Genomic DNA, 20,380 nt, shown 5'->3' with positions numbered 1-20,380 from the left:
CCGATTTTTCAGCGGATGCGCTTTTTTTAGGAGGAATATTAAATGCTGCGTTTTCTTACCGCGGGTGAATCGCACGGTGAATCGCTTATGGCCATTGTGGAGGGTTTTCCGGCCGGTGTCGCTGTAGAGGCCGAGTCCGTTGATCGGGATCTTGCCCGACGTCAGAAAGGTTATGGCAGGGGCCAGAGAATGCAGATAGAGAGTGATCGGGTAGAGATCCTGTCAGGTGTCAGGGGAGGAAAAAGCCTCGGAACTCCCATCGCCATGCGAATTCGCAACAGGGATTGGGAAAACTGGAAGACCGTTATGGCCGTTGATGCCGGGCAGGTTGATGCCAGGACGGTTACCCGGCCCCGGCCCGGTCATGCCGATCTTTCCGGGGGGATAAAGTACGCTCACAAGGATTTTCGAAACGTCCTTGAGAGGGCCAGTGCCAGGGAGACTGCCGCGCGGGTGGCCGTGGGAGCCCTGGGGAGAATTCTCCTGAAAAAATTCCATATATCAGTATTGGGCCATGTCCTTTCCATCGGAGGTGTGGGCGGCTCGAAGATAAAATTGACCAGGCCGCAGCAGGGGCCCGAGATTGAGAATTCTCCGGTGCGATGTATTGATCGGAAGTCGGAGACGGCCATGATCAAAAGGATAGAGAAGGCTGAATCTGAGGGGGAAACCCTCGGAGGAGTTATGGAAATCCAGGCATTCGGGGTCCCTGTCGGTCTGGGAAGCTACGTCCACTGGGACAGGCGGCTCGATGGCGAACTGGCCCGGGTAGTCATGAGTATCCCAGCAATCAAGGGGGTGGAAATCGGCCTTGGTTTTTCCGGAGCTGACCTGGATGGATCGCAGGTCCACGACCCCATCAGTTTTCAGGGAGAAAAGGGATTTTTCCGCGAAACCAACCGGGCGGGGGGTATTGAGGGAGGGGTTTCCAACGGCGAGACCATCGTGATAAAAGCAGCCATGAAGCCCATCCCGACGCTCGCTTCGCCTCTTTCATCAGTTCACTTTCTCAGCAAAAGGCCAACGTCCGCTGCTGTTGAGAGATCCGATGTTACGGCGGTCCCGGCGGCCTGTGTCATTGCGGAGGCTGTCATCGCCTTTGTACTCGCCCAGCATATGTGTCGGAAATTCGGTGGAGATTCCCTGGAGGAGATGCATCGAAATTTCAACAGTTACCAGGATTACGTTAAAAGCCTTTGAGTGCGGTTTTTCTTGCCCAACGCACAGGAGAGATTTTCGTGGATCTCGATGATGGGATTGTCCGCCGATCCGGGATGTCCATCGTTCGGATCTTCGCCCGGCTCGGGGAGAACCATTTCCGGCGGATCGAATCGGCCCTAAGGCCTCTCCTTGAAGGGGTTGCCCTCGAGGATTTTATTCCCGCAATGCTGCGTGAGCGTTCCGCAATCTATGAGGAGGCCCATTTGATAATCGACACGGATGCCCTCACCCCCTCCACAGGTTACAGACGAGATAGTGAAAAAAATGGCGGGGGAGGGGGAGCCCTTCCCCGCCTCGCAAAACAGCGCGGAGAGATTTTCTGCGAGGTTGGCAAGCGATGATCGGGACCATGGAGGTGCAGCTTGGTTCCCGGACCTACCCGATCATGGTCCAGTCCGGAGCGTGGGATGGTCTTCCGGATTTTCTAGGGGCGAGAAAGACAGGATCCCGGCTCATTGTGGTAACCGATGAGCGGGTCGGTTCCCAATACGGGAAGCGTATTGACAGGATTCTGGCCGGCACTTCTTTTGAAATTGATCTCCACACTGTTCCGGAAGGTGAGGGGAGCAAATCGTTTTTCGAAGTTGAGCGATTGTGCAGAAGAATGGCCCTGTTGGGCCTGGAAAGAGGAGATCTTGTCGTTGCCATGGGCGGTGGGGTGGTTGGAGACCTGGCTGGATTGGCGGCATCCCTTTATCTCAGGGGAATAGGGTTGATCCAGCTTCCCACCTCTCTCCTGGCAATGGTTGACAGCAGTGTCGGGGGTAAAACCGGAATAAATATCAAGGAGGGCAAGAATCTGGTGGGAACCTTCTACCAGCCTGAGGCCGTTTTTATTGACACCGATGTTCTTGAAACACTGGATGATCGCGACTGGTTCTCCGGAATGGCGGAGGTTGTGAAAATGGCCCTGGCCCTTGATCGGCGCCTGTTCGCTTACCTTGAGGGATACGAGGATCTCGGACCTCGCGGCGGTGTGGATGCAGTGCGGATTGTAACCGTTTCCTGCCTTAGAAAGGCTGAGATTGTGGAGGAAGATGAGAGGGAATCCGGCCCGAGGAGGGTTCTCAACTTCGGTCATACCCTTGCCCATGCCTTGGAGGCGTCCTCCGGGTACGGAACCTTCCGCCACGGTGAAGCCGTCGCGCTTGGGATGAAGGGGGCTCTCCTGCTGTCAGGCGAGATAGGTGGACTTTCCAGGCCGGAAATGAGGAGGGCGTTGGCTGTTGTGGACAGGATCCCGGTTCCCGGAACCGTTAATGCGTCTGACCTCGCGGGCTTCATGTCGAGGGACAAAAAAATCGTCGGCGGAAAAATCATGGCCGTCCTTATCAGTGAGATCGGCAAGGCTAAAATAGCTTCCCTGGAAGATGTCGGAATGCTGGTTGACACCCTCATTCGGATGGGCATTGGTGATTGACTTGATAACATGTTTCCCATAGCATCTTTGATAGGGTCGTAAAAAGTCCATTAATGGCTTTTTACTCCACGGAAAGCGAAAAGTGTTATTTTCACTTTCCTTACAAATCAACAACTTGCGTTGCAAGTCATTGATTTGGGCGCCCTTCGATGGGCGCGTTGATGATTTTTTGTGTTTGCTGTTTTTATAGCGCGGAGGGTCCCATGAGCGACCAGGATATCCAACGTTACGAGCAGATGTTGGCCGATGATCCCGGATCAAGGGTTTTTGCCCCACTGGCCGATGCCTACCGGAAGGCCGGCAGGCTGAGTGAGGCAATTCAGACAGCCAGGGCAGGGCTGAGATACAATCCCCATTACAGCGGCGGGTTTGTGGTCCTGGGAAGGGCACTGTTCGAGAAGGGTGAACTTGGCCCCGCGGGAGAAGCCATTCAAAAGGCGGTGGAAGAGGCTCCCGAAAATTATCTTGCGCAAAAGACCCTGGCTAAAATATCCATGACCCAGGGTGAAAATGCCCGCGCTCTGCGCGCTCTCCAGGCTGCTCTACTGCTCAGTCCCGAGGATGTGGAGATCCAGTCGGACATCGAAAGTCTGAAGAGCAAGGTCGCCCACCCAGGGGGCATCGATTTCTCCTCCGAGGATGCCGCCCGGGGACCGGTTGCAGCCCCTTTTCCGCCGGAGCCGGAGATACAGGACCTCGAGCCCCTGCCCGAAGGGGTCGGCGCTGAGGATTCATTCCCGGTTCCCGAGGTTATGATTCCCGAAAACGAGTTTAACGATTTTTCCCTGGAGGATGTGGAGTTGACGGAAGAGGCACCTCCCGAGGTATATCCTGAAACGGTTATATCTCCTGAGCCTCTTCCGGAACCTGTTATGAAAGCTCCCGTTCTCGAAGGCGCCGCCGAGGTTGAGGACATCCAATTCCCTGCATTCCTCGATGAACTGTCCACCTTGACCAAACGCCAAACAGAGGATATACCCGACATCGACATTATTCCGGAAGCGATCACTTCTCCGAATATCAATGACGCTGATGAACAACCTTCGTCTTCGGGGACCGGAAATGACATTTTTACCGAGACCCTGGCGGATCTCTATGCGCGGCAGGGGGTGTCCGATGAGGCTGCTCACATCTATGAACAGCTTCGCGAGGAGAATCCTGCCGACGTTGAAATAGACGAAAAACTTCGATCCGTAGGGGAGCGTCAACTCGGCAAGGCCGCCCCTGAGCCGACTGTGGAGGTTAAACCGGACCCCCCTGAAGCAATCGCCCCTTTGGAAGATCAAACCGGGAGCCCCAAGGATCCGGTTCATGTCCTCGCAGGTTGGCTCAAGAATGCGGAAAGGATGAAAAGACGATGATTTTCCAGACTGTGCTTGATGAGATCGTCCAACGTACGGAGGGCGTGCTGGGGGTGGTTATCATGGGGATGGATGGCATCGCCATTGGTGAGCACATTGTTGACCCGTCCTGCAGCATCCAGACCGTGGGGATTGAATATGCCACCGCCATCAAGAGTATTCAGAAGGCCGCCAAGTCCCTTTCAGCTGGGGATGTTCACGAGGTTATCATCAACACCACCAGCAATATAATTCTACTCAGGCTGATAACCCCGGAATATTTCGTTGCTCTGGCGCTAACGCCCGATGGGAATCACGGAAAGGCCAGATACCTGTTGCGCATGGCTGTGCCCGACCTGGTTAAGGAGTTCCGATGAGGATGGACTTGCAAAAAGACCTTTTTCGAGGTTGCCGATGAGAAAAATTCTCATTGTCCAGGGTCCGAACCTCAATCTCCTTGGAAACCGTGAGAGGCAATATTATGGATCTGCCAGCCTCGATGAGGTCCACGCCGAGCTCCGGGAGAGAGGCGGACAGGAAGGCCTGGAGGTTGTTGCTTTCCAATCCAACCACGAGGGCGACATCGTTGATACCATTCAGGGAGCGCCCGGGAACGGCTTCGAGGCGATCATCATAAATCCGGCGGCCTATACACATACCAGTGTCGCTATTCGGGACGCCCTCACGGCCGTGGGCCTGCCCTATTTTGAGGTTCACATTTCGAATATTCAATCAAGAGAGGATTTTCGACGAAGGTCCCTCGTTTCCGAAGGAGCTTCCGGTATCGTATCCGGTTTCGGACCATTCGGGTATACCCTTGCCCTTTTGGGGGCTGCGCAGATCCTGGATAAAATACACCCAACGGGAGGAGAGGACTGTTGATTGCTACCAATCAGTTCAGAAAGGGATTAAAAATAGAGTTGGATGGCGAGCCTTTCACTATCGCTGACTTCCAGCATGTAAAACCAGGCAAGGGCGGTGCATTTGTAAGGACCAGGCTAAAAAGCCTGGTTACCGGAAACGTCCTGGATCGGACCTTCCGATCGGGCGACAAGGTGAAAAGGCCCAACTTTGAAGAGAAAGAAATGCAGTATCTGTACGGTGATGATAACGGTTTCCATTTTATGGACACAAACACATACGATCAGATCTGTATTTCCGGCGCGGACCTGGGGGATAAAAAAGGGTTTCTGTCAGAGCAGTTACCCGTCATCGTTCATATATATAACGGGAGGCCGATTGGGATGGAACTCCCCATTTTCGTCGAGCTCAAAATCGCCAAGTCCGAGCCCGGGGTAAAGGGCGACACGGCATCCGGGGCGACCAAGCCGGCGGAGCTGGAGACCGGGGCCGTCATTCAGGTACCTCTTTTCGTCGAAGAGGGACAGGTTGTCAGAATCGACACCCGGACCGGTGAATATATCGAGCGTGTCAGATAAGGAGGGGTAATCCCATGGAATTGAAAGAGATCAGGGAGATCCTGAAATTAATCGAGAAGTTCGGAATCCAGGATTTTACCCTGCAAAGGGGAGACAGCAAGGTCAGGATCCGTAAGGGGGGGACTGAGACCGGCAGGGTCATGGCGCCGCTTTACCAGGCGCCCCCCTCTTCCGAACCCGTTTCGGGTTCCCTACCCCCCCCCGTTCCCCCCGAACCATCGGAATCCCTTACCGTTGGGGAAAACCAGTTCCTGGTTACCTCGCCGATAGTGGGAACCTTCTACAGGGCGCCATCACCTGATAGGCCTTCCTACGTCGAGGTTGGACAGGTTGCCAACAAGGGAACGATACTCTGCATTGTCGAGGCAATGAAGATCATGAACGAGATCGAGTGTGAGGTCAACGGCAAGATATCCGCGATCCTGGTGGAGAATGCACAGCCTGTCGAATACGGTGAGCCCCTCTTCATAATCGATCTGGCCTGATTATGCCCCGACTTTTCTCGAAGATACTGATTGCAAACCGGGGTGAGATTGCCCTAAGGGTGATCAGGGCCTGCAGAGAACTTGGTATCAAGACCGTAGCTGTTTTCTCCGATGCAGACAGGGACGCGTTGCATACGCGATTCGCCGATGAGAGTATCTGTATCGGGCCGGCCAACAGCCTGCAAAGCTATCTGAATATTCCGGCCATCATCAGTGCGGCGGAGGTGTCGGATGCCGCGGCCATCCATCCCGGCTACGGATTCCTGGCTGAAAATCCCGAGTTTGCTGAGGTATGTGAGGCCAGCGGCATTACCTTTATCGGCCCTGAATCCACCCACATCAGAACCATGGGGAACAAGATCATGGCAAGGAGCCTGGCGGTCCGGGCAAACCTGCCGATTCCGGACGGTGGGGTTGACGGGCTTGATGATCCTGAGGTTGCCCTGGAAGGTGCGAGAAAACTGGGGTTCCCGGTGATTATCAAGGCGGCCGCCGGTGGGGGAGGACGTGGAATCAGGGTTGTCCATTCCGAGGCCTCATTCCGCGCCTCCTTTTCTATGGCACAGTCCGAAGCCAGTGCGTCATTCAACAATCCCGAGGTATACGTGGAGCGTTTTATTGAATCGCCACGGCATATCGAATTCCAGATTCTTGCCGATACCCATGGAAACGTCATCCACCTTGGTGAGAGGGATTGCAGTATCCAGAGGCGCTATCAGAAGCTGATCGAGGAATGCCCATCGCCCATGCTGGATGAGGATCTTAGAAAGAGGATGGGAAAAGCAGCCATTGCCCTTACGAAGGAGGCCGGATACGTCAACGCCGGTACGGTTGAATTCCTCGTTGACAAGGAAATGAACTTCTACTTTATGGAGATGAATACCCGCATTCAGGTGGAACATCCGGTTACGGAATGTGTCACCGGCCTTGACCTCGTCAAGGAGCAGATCCGCATTAGCGCCGGGTTTCCCCTGGCCTGGGAGCAGAAGGATGTCAGGTTCCAGGGGCATGCCATTGAATGCCGGATCAATGCAGAGGATCCTGATGATTTTCGGCCGAATCCCGGCACGATCCGTTTCTATTACGCTCCAGGCGGGCCGGGAATCCGTGTCGATTCAGCGGCGTATGAATCCTACTACATTCCCCCATACTACGATTCCATGATCGCCAAGCTCATTGCCCATGGAAGGGACAGGGACGAGGCTCTGGCAAGGATGCGCAGGGCGCTCGAGGAATTCGTCATAGAAGGGGTAAAGACGACAATTCCCTTTCATCAGAGGATACTCAACGAGACGAAGTTTTGCCGGGGCGACTATGGGACGGACTTCCTTGAGAAGATGTTTTCCTGATGCCATTTGGTATCTTGTACTTTATTACCTGTAGCGATTTGTGTTAAATTGCCAAACCGTTTTGGGAGTTAATTGGTGGACTCGCAGAAGGTCCATCAAGTAGGATGTATGCGGAGCGTGCATCCTAAATGAATTTACTCATGGTTGGGAAAAATGGCTAACAAGGCAAAGCTGCTTCAGCAGGCACAGAAACACCTTTCCAAAGGTAACCTGGACAAGGCGGTAAAGGTTTTCCAGCAACTGGCGAACATCGAGCCCCAAAACCAGAGGATCGCCCTTCGGCTTGCGGACCTCCTCGCCAAAACCGGCAGAAAAACCGCGGCGGTAGAGCAATACGAGAAGGTCGCGGAGATCCACGTCGAGGAGGATTTCATACCAAAGGCTATCGCGGTCTACCGAACCGTCGTACGCATTGATCCTGAGCGTCTTTCCGCCTATGAGAGGTTGGCCGAACTCTATAAAAAACAGGGGCTGGAAGCCGAAGCGCTGGCTCAGCTGCAGAATATCTTCGAGCTATATCAGAAGAAGGACGACGTTCCCAGGCAGATCGAAGTACTCAGAGTCATGGTGGATATGGATTCTGAAAACCTCGGGTTCCAGGTTCGTCTGGGGGAGATACTGGCCAGATCAGGGGATGGAAAGGAAGCCGCGAAGGCCTTTGCCGTCGCCGCTACCACCCTGAGCCGTCGAGGATTTCACGATCGGGCCTCGGAATTATTTGAGAAGATAGTCACCCTCGACCCCGATAACATCGGTGTGCGGGAAGAGCTTTGTTCGCACTACCTGGAGAGTGGACATTATCAGAAGGCCAAAAAAGAGATCGAGTCCATCCTCGAGATCAGGTCTGACGACCCGCGGATGATGCTTCTTCTGGGCCGGATAAACTTTCAACTGGGTGAGGAAAAGGAGGGCGAGGAAAGGATCTCCCAGTCACTGGCGCTGTTCAGAGAAATGGGCCAGTTGGAGCAGGTGATGGGGGAGTATCTCTTTGTCGCCCAGACCCACCTCAGGAACGGGGAACTGAAGCAGGCCGAGGTTTTTTTCAGGCAGATAATCGAAATTGATCCCGCGCAGACCATCGCCGCCAGGGGTCTTGCGGATATCTCTGGTGCCAGAGGGGACACGGATTCCCAGATCAAAGCCCTGCTCGACCTGGGACATTCCCTTGAGGAGAGGAAAGATCCCCGAGCCGCCGCGGACGCCTACAGGCAGATCCTTGATATCGATCCCCAGATGGATGAGGCCAGGACAGCCTTGGAAAATCTGGGGAACCTGGAGGAGGAGACTGACCTTCAGGATATCATTCAGTCCCTGGACCTTGCCGATGAGGTGTCTCCCGCAATCTCCCCTGATGAGGGCTCGGAGTTCGAGGCTGAGCCCATGTCTCTGGACGGGCTGAAGGACTCGGGGAGGGAGGTTGAGGAGGGACTGCCCGAGATCGTCATGGAGGATCCCGATTTAACAACTTCAGCGGCCGAATCCGAAGACCTTGTGCCGGAAGATTCCTTCATCGAGGCGGATGTCTATCTTCGATACGGCCTTCACGACAAGGCTCTCGAGATTCTCGACGATCTTGGGACGAAATTTCCGGGAAGGATAGATGTCCTGGAAAAGTCACTGGATGTTCAGATTGAGGCGGCCCCGGAAAGGGTGCCTGCCACAGGTAAGAACCTCATTAAGGCCCTGATGGACCGGGGCGAGGTAGACAAGGCCATCAGTGTATACAGGACGATTGCCGGGACTTTGCCTGAAATCGAGGGATTGGAGGCAATGGCCGGCCTGCTCCCGGAGGTTCCCATTGAAGAGGCCCCCCCGGAGCCTTTGGATATCTCTGCCGAGCCCGGCGTCCAAGTTACAGAGGACCCGTTTGCCGATGACATGGAGGAGGCGGATTTCTACATCTCCCAGGGTTTGGAGGAGGATGCCGCAAGGGTTTACACCGCGATTCTGGAGAGGTCCCCGGACCATCAAGGCGCTATCCATGCCCTTTCAAATCTTGAGGGACAGGAAGGCGCTTTGGATCAACCTCCTGCTGCCCCTGCAGCCGAATATCCGGGATCACATCAGGAGCCGGCTGCGTTGGAACCCCATCCGAATGTAAGCCCACATCCAGGGGAGATAAGGAAGATAAGAGGGAAACTCACCGTAGAGGATTCTGTCCCGGAGGCGGGCGGATTTCTGGATCTGGCCGAGGAGTTGAGGGCCGAGCTCGCCGATGAATTTGACGGACCTGCTTCTGCCTCCAGTGAACATGATAGGCCCATTACCTTTGAAGAGATTTTTGCTGAGTTCAAGAGGGGAATTGCCGAAACTCTGGGCGCAGAGGAGTATGAAACCCACTATAATCTGGGTATTGCCTATAAGGACATGGGTCTGTTTGATGACGCTATCAGGGAATTTGAAACCGCCACCGGCGACAGAAAGCTGCTACCAGACAGCATGAGCCTTATCGCTATGTGTTTTGTGGAGAAACAGGACTACGATTCGGCGGCCAAGACCATCAGTAAAGCCCTCGAATCATCGGCTGAGGAGAATGTACCGGGGCTTACCTTCCAGATGGGCCAGATCCGGGAACGGCAGCAGAGGTGGGCGCCGGCTCTTGAGGCCTATAAAAAGGTTCAGAACCTGGACCCGGATTTCGAGGATATCGACAAAGCCATAGAACGGGTTGGAGAATTGTGCGATGGTGATTTGGATGTAAAAACCGTGGAGGATGCCCCGCCGGAGGGAGGTCTCGACGACCTTCTGAGCGATCTTATCAGAGAGGTTGAGGATATGGCTCAGGAGGAAATCGAAGGTGGACTCCCTGATGGCGATGGGCAGACTTCTACCAAGGCCAAAAAAGATCGTGTTTCCTACCTTTAGAACGCCCTAGAGCGGGGAGATCGCCTGTGAGTTACCTGGATTTTTTTCGGCTTCAGACAGAACCCTTCGGCAACGCCCCCAACGAACGTTTCTACTACAACAGCGCCCAACACGCCCGTGCCCTGACCCGGATCATGTACGTTGCCGAGACCATGAAGGGGCTGGCGGCTGTAGTGGGGGATATCGGCACAGGCAAAACCACCCTGGCAAGGAAGGTTCTCGACAGCCTTCCCGATGAGGCATACGAGTCTGCGCTGCTTATTATCCTCCATGCTGAGATATCACCGGAATGGCTGCTCCGTAAAATCGCCGGTCAGCTCGGAGTTGAACAGCCCGGAAGGGATAAGATCCAGATCATAGGCCAGCTCTACCGCCGTCTTCTTCATCTGCACCAGATGGGCAAGAAAGCCGTGGTTCTGATCGATGAAGCCCAGATGTTCAATTCCAGACAATTGATGGAAGAGTTTCGTGGATTGCTGAATCTGGAGGTAACCGCCCACAAGCTGATTACCTTCATCTTCTTCGGGCTTCCCGAACTGGAACAGAATCTTGCTTTGGATCCGCCTCTCCTCCAGAGGGTGGCCATGAAGATCCGCCTGTCGACCTTGTCAGAGGAGACGACGAAAGCCTATATCATCCACAGATTGGCCATCGCCGGAAACAGAGAAGAGGTTTTTACGGATAGCGCCCTGGCCAGGATATATAGCTGTTCGGGAGGTTTTCCAAGAAAGATCAACATTCTTTGCGACAATGCACTTTTTCAGGGATTTCTGATGAGGCGAAGAACCGTGGATGCCGCCATCGTGGATGAGATGGCCCTTGACCTCGGGTTCGCTCCACAGGTTGTTTTGGAACCGGCCATGCCATCCGTTGACCTATCGTCCGACCGGGGCACCGGGGATGCCGCGGTGTCCCTTGCCGGGGGGCTTCCTCACAATCCAACGGAAGAGAATCCGGCATATAATGGGGTGGAAATATCTCCCGGCCCCGCTGGGGAGGACCCTGATGAAGACGATATTGAGGCCAGGTTCGATGAGTTCTTCAAAGAGACATTTGAGGGGGGCTAGTAGATCTGGAAATTGTCCGGCCTCCTCTTTACAAAGCCCGTGTCTTGAATTACTATCGTTTTCCTCGGCGGGCATAACTCAGCTGGTAGAGTGTCAGCTTCCCAAGCTGGAAGTCGCGGGTTCGAATCCCGTTGCCCGCTCCAAAGATAATTCTTAGCCCAGGCGCGTCTTTGGATGCGGCTGGGCTTTTTAGGGATAAACTAAATCCTGACCATAATGATCGATCTTCATTCCCATATCCTTCCTGGACTGGATGACGGTCCGGACGAAATGGACGGTTCCATGGCCATCGTCAAGGCCCTTGTGGAGCTGGGATTCACTCACCTGTTTGCCACCCCCCACCACCAGCTCTATAGCTGGAGAGGTCTGGACTCCGGCGTAGTGGAGGATGGTGCCGGGCGTCTGAATGCCTCCGCTCGGAAATGTGGGGTCTCCGTTCAAATCCATCCCGGGATGGAATACGATCTTGATGAGGGTATTGAAGAACGCATAGCGGATCGTCCGGGTAAGGCCGGTTATATCCTGGTGGATCCGGGGTTTTACCGTGTTCAGCCAAACCTGGTGGAGATGCTCGCACCGGTGCAGGTCTCGGGGATTCAGGTGCTCATCGTACATCCTGAAAGGAACGACGACCTGCTTGATGAGGTGGACATTATGAAAGCCATCGAAGCCCTCGGGATCAGGTTCATCGGCAACCTCGGGAGCTTGGGCGGAATGTACGGCAAAAAGATTCGCCGGCGCGGGATAAGGTATCTTGAGGAAGGACGCTACTGGGCCTTGGCGACCGATATCCATAGAGTTCGCCAGGTCGGTTTTCTGGAAAAGGGGATGCGAGAGGCGGAGCGCATAGTGGGGTCCGGCGGGATGAATCGCCTCCTGCAGGGCCACCCCAAGGAGATTTTGATGACTTCGCAAAAAGTCATCAATGCGCCCACTGATGGGCGCTCAAATCAATGACTTGCAGGGCAAGTTGTTGATTTGTGAGGAAAGTGAAAATGACACTTTTCGCTTTCCGTAGAGTAAAAAGCCATTGATGGACTTTTTACGGGACTATATAAGGATGACTTCGCAAAAAGCCATCAATGCGCCCACTGATGGGCGCCCAAATCAATGACTTGCAGGGCAAGTTGTTGATTTGTGAGGAAAGTGAAAATGACACTTTTCGCTCTCCATGGATAAAAAAGCCACGGATGGACTTTTTCGACCCTACTATTGTGAAAGTACTGGAGGTATGCAGGTGAGAGAATCGTTGACGGAGATCATCACCAGTGTACTTAGAGACTGCGCTGAAGGGAAGTTGCCCCCTGGAACAGCCCTCCCACCGACGGTAATCGAGTTGACTCGGGAGAGGAGATTTGGGGATTACTCTACCAATGCCGCGATGGTTTTATCCTCGCGTATCAATGTCGATCCAAGAGATCTGGCAGCGGATCTGGCCGGAAAAATCTTTGAGGCAGACGGTGGAAAAAACCTGGAAAAGGTGGAAGTCGCCGGACCGGGGTTCATCAACTTTACCATGACCGCGTCCTACTGGGCTGAAGCTCTTCGGGCGGTCCTTAAGGAGGGCATGGGGTTTGCCGAAGGGACCGTCGGTAATGGGAAAAAGGTCATGGTGGAGTTTGTCAGCGCGAATCCGACCGGCCCGCTTCATGTGGGCCATGGGCGTGGCGCGGTCCTCGGCGATGCACTTGCCAATCTGCTTGAGTCATCCGGGTTTGAAGTCCAAAGGGAATACTATATCAATGATGCCGGCAATCAGATCAGGACCCTGGGCCGTTCGGTCTACGCAAGATATCTCGAGCTGTCAGGAGAACCCGGGAATTTCCCTGAGGGAGGCTACCTGGGTGATTACATAAAGGAATTTGCCCGGATTCTGCTGAGTTCCGTGGGAGAAAAATACCGGCAGATGGATTCGGAAAAGGCCATTGATGAGATCGCCCGTTACGCTGCAGAGAGGATCCTGGAGGATATCAGAGAGGATCTGGAAGAGTTCGGTGTCCGGTTTGAGGTGTGGTTTTCAGAGAAGGGGCTTTTTGACGGGGGCGAGGTGAGACAGACCCTGAAATTTCTGGAGAATAAGGGTTATCTCTATCGTCATGAGGGCGCTCTCTGGTTCAGGTCCACTGATATGGGTGATGACAAGGATCGTGTGGTAATCAAGGCGGACGGCTCCCTGACCTATTTTGCGTCGGACGTGGCCTACCACCGAAATAAGTTCAACCGTGGTTTCGACAGGGTCATCAATATCTGGGGCGCTGATCACCATGGTTATGTGGCCAGGATGAAGGCGGGTGTCCAGGCCCTGGGGAGGAGCGGTGATGATATTCAGATCCTCCTCGTTCAGCTTGTGAACCTGCTAAGAAAGGGTAAGCCCGTCGCCATGTCCACCCGGGCCGGGGAATTCGTCACCCTCCGCGGGGTCCGGGAGGAGGTTGGTCGTGATGCGGCCCGGTTCATCTTCCTCACCAGGAAGTCCGACAGCAAGCTGGATTTCGATCTGGAACTGGCCAAGGAACGGAGCAACGATAATCCGGTTTTTTATGTACAGTATGCCCATGCGAGGATATGCAGCATCCTCCGTAACGCCTGTGATAATGGTATTGTGGAGTCGTCGTTTGCCGGCGCCGATCTTTCACTACTGTTGTTGCCTGAAGAGAGGGAACTCCTGCGGCATGTCGCGGCGCTTCCTGACGTGATCGAGGGGGCCGCCCTGGCCATGGAGCCCCACAGGTTGACCATATATCTGAACGCCATCGCTGCAACCCTGCACAGTTACTACAACCACCACCGGGTGCTGACCGAGGATCCGGATCTGACCGCCGCCAGGCTTGCACTCGTGGTCGGGGTCCGGACCGCCATAGCCAAGGCCCTTTACATCCTCGGGGTATCCGCACCCGAGAGGATGTGAGGGCAATTGTGGCAAGAGGAAAAAAATCCGCGCAGCCTCGTGAGTTAGTGCGTCTTTCACCGAAGCAGTTCAGCGCTGCCGTGGCGTTTATTGTCCTTCTTGTCAGCGCAGCCCTACTGACGGGGTATATATTAGGTGTCAAATCCACCCAAAAAGGCCCCCATGATACTGCCGCCCTGGGAAATGATCATGAGGCCGGGAAGAGCGAAGGCGGTCTGAAAACGGGCGATAGCCATTCGAAGGCGGAAAATGCAACCACCATTACCTTCTACTCAGCCCTGACAAAGAAGGAAGCCAATGAAAGAAAAATCCCCGAACCGGGTAGTGGAAATAAGCCTGCCCCCAAGACTGTCCGGGTGTCCTCTCCGGTTGAGAATCCCGAACAGCACACCGGCGGGACGGTAATCCAGGTGGGCTCCTATAAGGACCGGAGGGCGGCCGGGGAATTTCTTAAGGGACTGATCGATTCGGGGTACCGTGGTGCCGTGGTGAGGGCTGATCTGGGGCCGCGTGGGGTGTGGTACCGTGTCAGACTTGGTCCATACGGATCAATCAAGGACGCTCGAAAAGCACTGGCCACATTGAGGGGAAAAATGGCCATCAAGGGGTTTCTGGTGAAACCCGGGACTTAAGTCCCGGAGCTGGTTTAAAGGTTTACTTTAGTTTCCTTGACAGAACTTATTGAAGTTTCTATATTTTATTATCTTCATACCTTGATGGCCTCTTGTGAGTCCATCAAGCGGGATGTGCGATGGTGAGCCTGTCGAACCACTGGCGTGACCGCCTTGTAAAATGCCTTGAAGGAATTTTTTACGGGGTTGTCATTCTGTGTGCCGGATAAATGTCGGAGAACATGGGTAACCGAGATCTAACAAGGGGAACGGATTTTTTCTATGGCCGGCGGGGAGCTGACAAAAACGTTCAGGGAGCTTGAGGAAGCTGTCGACCTTCTGCTGAAGCGTACCAAAGGTGAGCGTCGCGTATCCGGGGAAAGAGGCCTGCCGGGTGCCGCGGGTATCGCCGTGAATCCTCCAACCGGGGAAATGAACGAGGAGGCCGTTCAGCTTATCAGAAGGGCCCTTCAGAGGCTGAAATCGTTGTGATCTGTCCATTACCGGATTCATCTGACAGGAGTTCATAAGGTGTCTGGGCGAGTTGACGTCGAGATTTTCGGGAAGGTCTACACCGTCAGAGGTGACAAGGATCCGGAATACGTCCGGAAAGTTGCCGAGTATGTGGATAGAAAAATGCGGGAGATCTCGGAGGTCACTGAAACCGTATCCACCTCCCGTATTGCCATCCTGGTTTCACTGAACATCGCAGATGAGCTGTTCGGCATGATTGAGGAGACGGACGACCTTAAGGTCAGGATGCGGCAGTTGGCCCGGAAGATCCAGGAAGTATCCTGAGCAGGATGCCAAAAAGCCTCACCGGCCACCTGGGACGTAAAAAACGTCCTCTCGATTGTCCTTGATGGACGTCCCCTATTTTGCTAGATTATCAGTAGCCCCTGCCCTGCAAGTGGAGACCTGTTTACTTTTGAGCCAACACACGGAGTAAGGGACTCCTGCCGAGGGCATGGTGAGCAAGTTCGCCTTGAGCGAAAAGCCTGAAGTGTCCCGCGGGGGGCCCACTTGGTCGAGCAGGTTCAATTGCTGAACTTGACCACTGCGTCGGGTGGGGGTTCTAACAAATATCTGGACCGGCTTAGGAGGCCCGTTGAGTCCAGTTCAAAATAATACTTGAGGAATACAACCACATTAGATGGTTTGTTTTGCTGGGTCCTGTCGGCCCTGAACAGTGTTTTGTTTTAAATTTTTGGGCCGGATGGTTTTTAGGGCGGCATTGTCCGGGGGGTCTCTTCCCCCTGGTGCGCAATAGAGGTGATTTACCTCCTTCAAGTTTGAACTGGTTCCCAACCGGACCTCACCGGCATGGCAGGTGGATCGATATCCGCAGCGCAGGTGAGGTTGTCTTGTCAAAATACCTGATCGAAACAAAACAGAAGATCCGTGAGCGGATGAAGAAAATCCGGCAGGGGCTCAATCCCTCAAAATTAAGGAAGGGAAGCCAGGCCGTGGCCGAGTCGGTCCTTCTTCGGGATGATGTCAGGTCGGCCGGTTTCCTCTGCGCATACGTTTCGGTTGGGGGCGAGATTAGAACTGATGAAATAATATGTTCCCTGATTGAGGAAGGTAAAAAAGTCGCGGTGCCGGACTGGGAAGGGTGGAAGGCGGGTTCCGGCCTGAGGATAATTCAGATCAACGGGATCGATGACCTGTTGACTGAAAATCGGATTGTTCCACAGCCTCGAATCCTTATGGACCGCATTATTCCTGTTGAGCGGGTGGATGTTTTTTTCGTCCCAGGGCTCGCGTTCGACCTGTCAGGCAACCGATTGGGGATGGGGGGGGGATATTTCGACCGTCTCCTGGCTCTCGCTTCTCCATCGTCAACCTTGCTTGGACTTGCCCATGACTTCCAGTTGATCGAAAGCCTTCCCACCGGGGTTCACGATATACCCGTAAACCACGTCATTACTCCCTGCCGGGTGGAAAGCCGGCGGGGTTTTCATAAAATACAGGAGGTACAGAACAGATGAACGCAGACTACAGCTTAGTCACTACCGCAGTTCTGTTAGCAGTTGGGATAACATTCGGCTACGTTGTCGCCATCCTGGTCCAGGTTCTGACCGGCAGAGGAAAAAAGAACCGCGCTGCTGCAATAATCGAGGATGCGAAACGGCAGGCCGACAGCCTGCGCAAGGAGGCGGAGATCGAGGCCAAGGAGTTTCTGTTTCAGTCCAAAGCGCGTTTCGAGGAGGAGACAAAAGAGGAAAAGATTGAACTGCAGCGAATTGAAAAGAGGCTCATGCAGCGCGAGGAAAACCTGGACAGGAAATTTGAGAGCCTGGATAAGAAGGAACAGGATATCGGGAACAAGGAAAAATCGGTTGCAGGACAACAACGGGCGCTGTCCGAAAAGGAAAAAGAGTACACGAGGTTGCTTGAGGAACAGTGTTCCCGACTGGAGGCCATTTCCGGAATGACGGCCGAGAAAGCCAAAGAGGAACTCAAAAGCATGATGATCGAGGAGGCGCGTTTCGAATCAGCGAAAGGCATCAAGCTCATCGAGGCCGAGGCCAAGGAGACTGCCGATAAAAAGGCCAGAGAGATCATCAGCCTTGCGGTTCAGCGCTATGCAGGGGATTACATCGCTGAAAGGGCCGTCAGTGTGGTCAGCCTTCCCAATGATGACATGAAGGGGCGGATTATCGGACGTGAGGGAAGGAACATTCGATCCTTCGAAAACGCCACTGGCGTGGATCTGATCGTGGATGACACGCCCGAAGCGGTTGTTCTCTCTGTTTTTGATCCCATCAGGAGAGAGATCGCCAGGATCGCTCTTGAGAGATTGATCTCGGATGGTCGGATCCATCCGGCCAGAATCGAGGAGGTCGTCAAGAAGGTTTCTGCAGAGATTGAGACCGCCATCAAGGAGGAGGGGGAAAGAGCCGCATTCGACATTGGCGTTCATGGGATTAATCCTGAGCTCATCCGGCTCGTTGGCAAACTCAAATACAGGACCAGCTATGCCCAGAATGTGCTTAACCATTCCCTGGAGGTAGCTTTCCTATGCGGCATTATGGCCAGTGAACTGGGGTTGAACGAAAAGGACGCCAAGAGGGTTGGATTTCTGCACGATGTAGGCAAGGCTGTAGACCATGAAGTTGAAGGTTCCCACGCACTTATCGGTGCCGAACTTTGCAAGAAATACGGGGAATCCCGTAAAGTTATTAACGCCATCGCCGCTCATCATGATGAGGTGAAGGCGGGGTCAATTGAGGCCATCCTGGTCCAGGCGGCCGACGCGCTCTCCGCGGCGCGGCCGGGAGCCAGAAGGGAGATGTTGGAAACCTACATCAAGAGGCTGGAAGATCTGGAGAACATAGCAGGATCGTTCAAAGGTGTGGAGAAGAGCTACGCTATTCAGGCGGGGCGCGAGGTCCGGATTCTGGTGGAATCAAGCCAGATTGATGACGATCAGTCCTCCATCCTGGCCAGGGATGTAGCCGATCGCATTGAGGAGGAACTTGCCTATCCAGGACAGATCAAGGTGACGGTGATTCGGGAGACCCGTGCGGTGGATTACGCAAAGTAATTGGAAGATTCAGGGGCTGCGGTTAACGACATGATCAATTCCGAGGTGAAGATTCTGGTTGTCGGGGATGTGGTGGGAAAGCCCGGGCGGATGGCGGTACGTGAGCTCCTGGACGGTCTCATCGATACCTACCGGATTGATCTCACCGTGGCCAACGCCGAAAATGTCGCCGGAGGTTTTGGCATCACCTATGATTCCATCACCGAACTGTTCGATGCCGGCGTGGATGTCATGACCACGGGCAACCATGTCTGGGATAAGAAAGAGGCTTTGGACCTCCTCGAAGGGGCAGAGTATGTTCTTCGTCCGGCCAACTATCCCCCTGGAGCTCCGGGGAAGGGATGGTGTGTCGCCGGGACACCCGGCGGAGTTGAAATCGCCGTATTAAACCTCTCCGGCCGTGTTTTCATGGGTGCCCTCGATTGCCCTTTCAGGAGGGCCGATGAGTTTCTGGAGAAGGAGGCCGGAGGGGTAACCTGTACCCTGGTGGATTTCCACGCAGAGGCCACCTCTGAAAAAAGGGCTCTCTCCATCTATCTGGACGGACGGGTAAGTGCGCTGTTCGGAACGCACACACATGTCCCCACGGCTGATGATCGGGTCCTTCCGGGCGGGACTGCCTACATCACCGATGTCGGTATGACGGGAAACGAGGAGGGATCGGTCATTGGGATCGACTATGAAGCTGCAAGATATCGTTTTATGACCCAGATGCCCTCACGTTTTAACCTGGCAAAAGGGATTCCCACCCTCAATGGGGCCATAATTACACTGGACCCGGAAACGGGCCGTGCCCTGGACATCCAGCGGGTCGCCAAATCACTTGACCGGTCGGTATCCCCTTGATGAAATTACCGTGGGCAGACCAGGAACCCTGACAGTAACCGAGCTGACCAGGCTCGTTAAGGGAACCCTTGAAGCCGCCTTCCCCCCCCTGTGGGTTGAGGGGGAAATTGCCGATTTCCGTCCATCTCCAAACGGCCATCTCTATCTTAATCTCAAGGACAAACATTCACAGCTGAGGGTCGTGATGTTTCGAAGAGAAGCATCCCGTCTGCCTTTTATTCCAGGAGATGGTATGCAGGTTCTGGTTTTCGGGACACTTGGCGTGTATGAGAGCAGGGGCGTCTACCAGCTCATTGCTATGGAAATCGAACCACGTGGGTTGGGGGCGCTTCGTGAAGCCATGGACCAACTCCGAAAGCGACTGGAAAGTGAAGGGCTGTTCTCCGTGGACAGAAAACGGCCTCTGCCGTCCTACCCCAAGGTCATCGGTGTGGTTACATCCCCCACCGGAGCGGCCGTCAGGGATATCCTGAGGGTGTTTTACGAGAGGGGCGCCTTCGTCAACGTTATCCTGTCGCCGGCACTGGTTCAGGGAGCGCAGGCTCCGGCGTCCATCGTGGCTGCCCTGGAGGCCATAACCGGCTTGCCGGAGGTCGACGTCATCATAATAGGGCGAGGCGGCGGTTCCTTCGAGGATCTTCTGGCATTTTCGGACGAGAGGGTCGTCAGGGCGGTGGCGTCATGCCCTGTTCCGGTTATCTCCGCCGTGGGGCATGAGATAGATACGGCACTGACGGACCTTGGCGCGGATTTCCGGGCGCCGACCCCTTCGGCAGCGGCCGAGATGGTGGCTAAAAGCAGGGAAGAAGTCGACGCAACGCTGTCAAATCTGGGTTACAGGCTCGGTGCCCGGATGCATCTGATACTGAAAGGGGCGAAAGGGAGACTGTCGGGGGCTGATGCGAAGCTCGTACACCCGCGCCATATCCTTGAACAGGGAAGAATGAGGATCGATGACCTTACTTACCGCCTGACTGTTCCCATCCACTCCCGGTTTGAAAGGCACCGGTCCCGTTTGCAGAGTCTTGAGGGGAAGCTTGATTCTCTGGGGCCCAGATCGGTTCTTGACAGGGGATACGCCGTTGTGAGGAAAGACGATGGAAGCGTGGTGATCGCCCCCCATGAGGTTAAAGAGGGTGAAATGCTGACCGTTGATCTTTCGAAGGGCCGGGTCCTGGTACGGGTAGTGAAAAAATCAGGGTCTGGGATCTAGGATCCAGGGTCCGGGATATCTCGAAAAAAACCCCCCGGGGCACAGCCCCGGGGGGTTTACCTCAAA

20 protein-coding genes, 1 tRNA gene and 1 other RNA gene are annotated in these 20,380 nt (G+C 54.5%); all 22 read left to right on the top strand.

The window, feature by feature from the left end; genetic code table 11:
- Positions 1 to 42: 42 nt before the first annotated feature.
- The gene (aroC, locus tag GXP52_07475) at positions 43 to 1,200 is read left to right on the top strand and encodes a chorismate synthase (GenBank protein ID NOY87121.1); all 1,158 of its coding nucleotides are present in this window, start codon (positions 43 to 45) and stop codon (positions 1,198 to 1,200) included.
- Positions 1,201 to 1,238: 38 nt separating this feature from the next.
- Positions 1,239 to 1,562 carry a hypothetical protein gene (locus GXP52_07470; GenBank protein NOY87120.1) on the top strand — a complete coding sequence of 108 codons (324 nt, stop codon included), beginning with the start codon at positions 1,239 to 1,241 and terminating at the stop codon, positions 1,560 to 1,562.
- Entirely contained in the window at positions 1,559 to 2,641 is a 1,083-nt protein-coding gene (gene aroB / locus GXP52_07465; GenBank protein ID NOY87119.1) for a 3-dehydroquinate synthase, read from the top strand. Before GXP52_07470 ends, aroB begins: the two co-directional genes overlap by 4 nt.
- A gap of 203 nt (positions 2,642 to 2,844) precedes the next feature.
- Complete coding sequence (locus GXP52_07460) at positions 2,845 to 4,002, top strand: tetratricopeptide repeat protein (protein NOY87118.1); 1,158 nt, start codon at positions 2,845 to 2,847, stop codon at positions 4,000 to 4,002.
- The gene (locus GXP52_07455) at positions 3,999 to 4,358 is read left to right on the top strand and encodes a roadblock/LC7 domain-containing protein (GenBank protein ID NOY87117.1); all 360 of its coding nucleotides are present in this window, start codon (positions 3,999 to 4,001) and stop codon (positions 4,356 to 4,358) included. The genes GXP52_07460 and GXP52_07455 overlap by 4 nt, the downstream gene beginning before the upstream one ends.
- A gap of 37 nt (positions 4,359 to 4,395) precedes the next feature.
- Positions 4,396 to 4,863 carry a type II 3-dehydroquinate dehydratase gene (gene aroQ / locus GXP52_07450; GenBank protein ID NOY87116.1) on the top strand — a complete coding sequence of 156 codons (468 nt, stop codon included), beginning with the start codon at positions 4,396 to 4,398 and terminating at the stop codon, positions 4,861 to 4,863.
- The gene (gene efp, locus GXP52_07445; protein NOY87115.1) at positions 4,860 to 5,420 is read left to right on the top strand and encodes an elongation factor P; all 561 of its coding nucleotides are present in this window, start codon (positions 4,860 to 4,862) and stop codon (positions 5,418 to 5,420) included. Before aroQ ends, efp begins: the two co-directional genes overlap by 4 nt.
- Positions 5,421 to 5,434: 14 nt before the next feature.
- Positions 5,435 to 5,905, top strand: a complete 471-nt coding sequence (accB, locus tag GXP52_07440) for an acetyl-CoA carboxylase biotin carboxyl carrier protein (protein NOY87114.1) — start codon at positions 5,435 to 5,437, stop codon at positions 5,903 to 5,905.
- A gap of 2 nt (positions 5,906 to 5,907) precedes the next feature.
- On the top strand, positions 5,908 to 7,254 hold the full coding sequence (accC, locus tag GXP52_07435) for an acetyl-CoA carboxylase biotin carboxylase subunit (protein ID NOY87113.1): 1,347 nt from the start codon (positions 5,908 to 5,910) through the stop codon (positions 7,252 to 7,254).
- 153 nt (positions 7,255 to 7,407) lie between these two features.
- Positions 7,408 to 10,119 carry a tetratricopeptide repeat protein gene (locus GXP52_07430; protein ID NOY87112.1) on the top strand — a complete coding sequence of 904 codons (2,712 nt, stop codon included), beginning with the start codon at positions 7,408 to 7,410 and terminating at the stop codon, positions 10,117 to 10,119.
- A 26-nt stretch (positions 10,120 to 10,145) separates the two neighbouring features.
- Positions 10,146 to 11,186, top strand: coding sequence for an AAA family ATPase (locus GXP52_07425; GenBank protein NOY87111.1), 1,041 nt, complete (start codon positions 10,146 to 10,148; stop codon positions 11,184 to 11,186).
- 67 nt (positions 11,187 to 11,253) lie between these two features.
- Positions 11,254 to 11,329 (top strand) — tRNA-Gly (locus GXP52_07420).
- 73 nt (positions 11,330 to 11,402) lie between these two features.
- A complete protein-coding gene (locus GXP52_07415; protein ID NOY87110.1) occupies positions 11,403 to 12,143 on the top strand; it encodes a hypothetical protein in 741 nt (246 codons plus the stop codon).
- 274 nt (positions 12,144 to 12,417) lie between these two features.
- On the top strand, positions 12,418 to 14,094 hold the full coding sequence (locus tag GXP52_07410) for an arginine--tRNA ligase (protein ID NOY87109.1): 1,677 nt from the start codon (positions 12,418 to 12,420) through the stop codon (positions 14,092 to 14,094).
- A gap of 8 nt (positions 14,095 to 14,102) precedes the next feature.
- Positions 14,103 to 14,726 (top strand): SPOR domain-containing protein, encoded by a 624-nt coding sequence (locus GXP52_07405; protein ID NOY87108.1) that lies wholly within the window; start codon positions 14,103 to 14,105, stop codon positions 14,724 to 14,726.
- A 261-nt stretch (positions 14,727 to 14,987) separates the two neighbouring features.
- Complete coding sequence (locus tag GXP52_07400; GenBank protein NOY87107.1) at positions 14,988 to 15,197, top strand: hypothetical protein; 210 nt, start codon at positions 14,988 to 14,990, stop codon at positions 15,195 to 15,197.
- Positions 15,198 to 15,236: 39 nt separating this feature from the next.
- Entirely contained in the window at positions 15,237 to 15,503 is a 267-nt protein-coding gene (locus tag GXP52_07395; protein ID NOY87106.1) for a cell division protein ZapA, read from the top strand.
- A 95-nt stretch (positions 15,504 to 15,598) separates the two neighbouring features.
- Positions 15,599 to 15,782: non-coding RNA, 6S RNA (gene ssrS, locus GXP52_07390), on the top strand.
- 287 nt (positions 15,783 to 16,069) lie between these two features.
- Positions 16,070 to 16,696, top strand: a complete 627-nt coding sequence (locus tag GXP52_07385) for a 5-formyltetrahydrofolate cyclo-ligase (GenBank protein ID NOY87105.1) — start codon at positions 16,070 to 16,072, stop codon at positions 16,694 to 16,696.
- A complete protein-coding gene (rny, locus tag GXP52_07380) occupies positions 16,693 to 18,255 on the top strand; it encodes a ribonuclease Y (GenBank protein ID NOY87104.1) in 1,563 nt (520 codons plus the stop codon). Before GXP52_07385 ends, rny begins: the two co-directional genes overlap by 4 nt.
- Before the next feature lie 30 nt (positions 18,256 to 18,285).
- Positions 18,286 to 19,101, top strand: a complete 816-nt coding sequence (locus GXP52_07375; protein ID NOY87103.1) for a TIGR00282 family metallophosphoesterase — start codon at positions 18,286 to 18,288, stop codon at positions 19,099 to 19,101.
- A gap of 10 nt (positions 19,102 to 19,111) precedes the next feature.
- Entirely contained in the window at positions 19,112 to 20,314 is a 1,203-nt protein-coding gene (xseA, locus tag GXP52_07370) for an exodeoxyribonuclease VII large subunit (protein ID NOY87102.1), read from the top strand.
- Positions 20,315 to 20,380: the final 66 nt, after the last annotated feature.

This window comes from Deltaproteobacteria bacterium, from assembly GCA_013151915.1.
In the GTDB taxonomy this organism is placed as follows: Bacteria; BMS3Abin14; BMS3Abin14; order BMS3Abin14; family BMS3Abin14; genus BMS3ABIN14.
Note: the sequence above shows the minus strand (reverse complement) of the source record. Positions and strands in the feature narration are given on the sequence as shown.

Bases quoted from the DNA above. Each gene is read 5' to 3' on its own strand.
- aroC (NOY87121.1), top strand. From the start codon at position 43: ATGCTGCGTTTTCTTACCGCGGGTGAATCGCACGGTGAATCGCTTATG.
- aroB (NOY87119.1), top strand. From the start codon at position 1,559: ATGATCGGGACCATGGAGGTGCAGCTTGGTTCCCGGACCTACCCGATC.
- GXP52_07460 (NOY87118.1), top strand. From the start codon at position 2,845: ATGAGCGACCAGGATATCCAACGTTACGAGCAGATGTTGGCCGATGAT.
- GXP52_07455 (NOY87117.1), top strand. From the start codon at position 3,999: ATGATTTTCCAGACTGTGCTTGATGAGATCGTCCAACGTACGGAGGGC.
- aroQ (NOY87116.1), top strand. From the start codon at position 4,396: ATGAGAAAAATTCTCATTGTCCAGGGTCCGAACCTCAATCTCCTTGGA.
- accB (NOY87114.1), top strand. From the start codon at position 5,435: ATGGAATTGAAAGAGATCAGGGAGATCCTGAAATTAATCGAGAAGTTC.
- accC (NOY87113.1), top strand. From the start codon at position 5,908: ATGCCCCGACTTTTCTCGAAGATACTGATTGCAAACCGGGGTGAGATT.
- GXP52_07430 (NOY87112.1), top strand. From the start codon at position 7,408: ATGGCTAACAAGGCAAAGCTGCTTCAGCAGGCACAGAAACACCTTTCC.
- GXP52_07415 (NOY87110.1), top strand. From the start codon at position 11,403: ATGATCGATCTTCATTCCCATATCCTTCCTGGACTGGATGACGGTCCG.
- GXP52_07410 (NOY87109.1), top strand. From the start codon at position 12,418: ATGCAGGTGAGAGAATCGTTGACGGAGATCATCACCAGTGTACTTAGA.
- GXP52_07400 (NOY87107.1), top strand. From the start codon at position 14,988: ATGGCCGGCGGGGAGCTGACAAAAACGTTCAGGGAGCTTGAGGAAGCT.
- rny (NOY87104.1), top strand. From the start codon at position 16,693: ATGAACGCAGACTACAGCTTAGTCACTACCGCAGTTCTGTTAGCAGTT.
- GXP52_07375 (NOY87103.1), top strand. From the start codon at position 18,286: ATGATCAATTCCGAGGTGAAGATTCTGGTTGTCGGGGATGTGGTGGGA.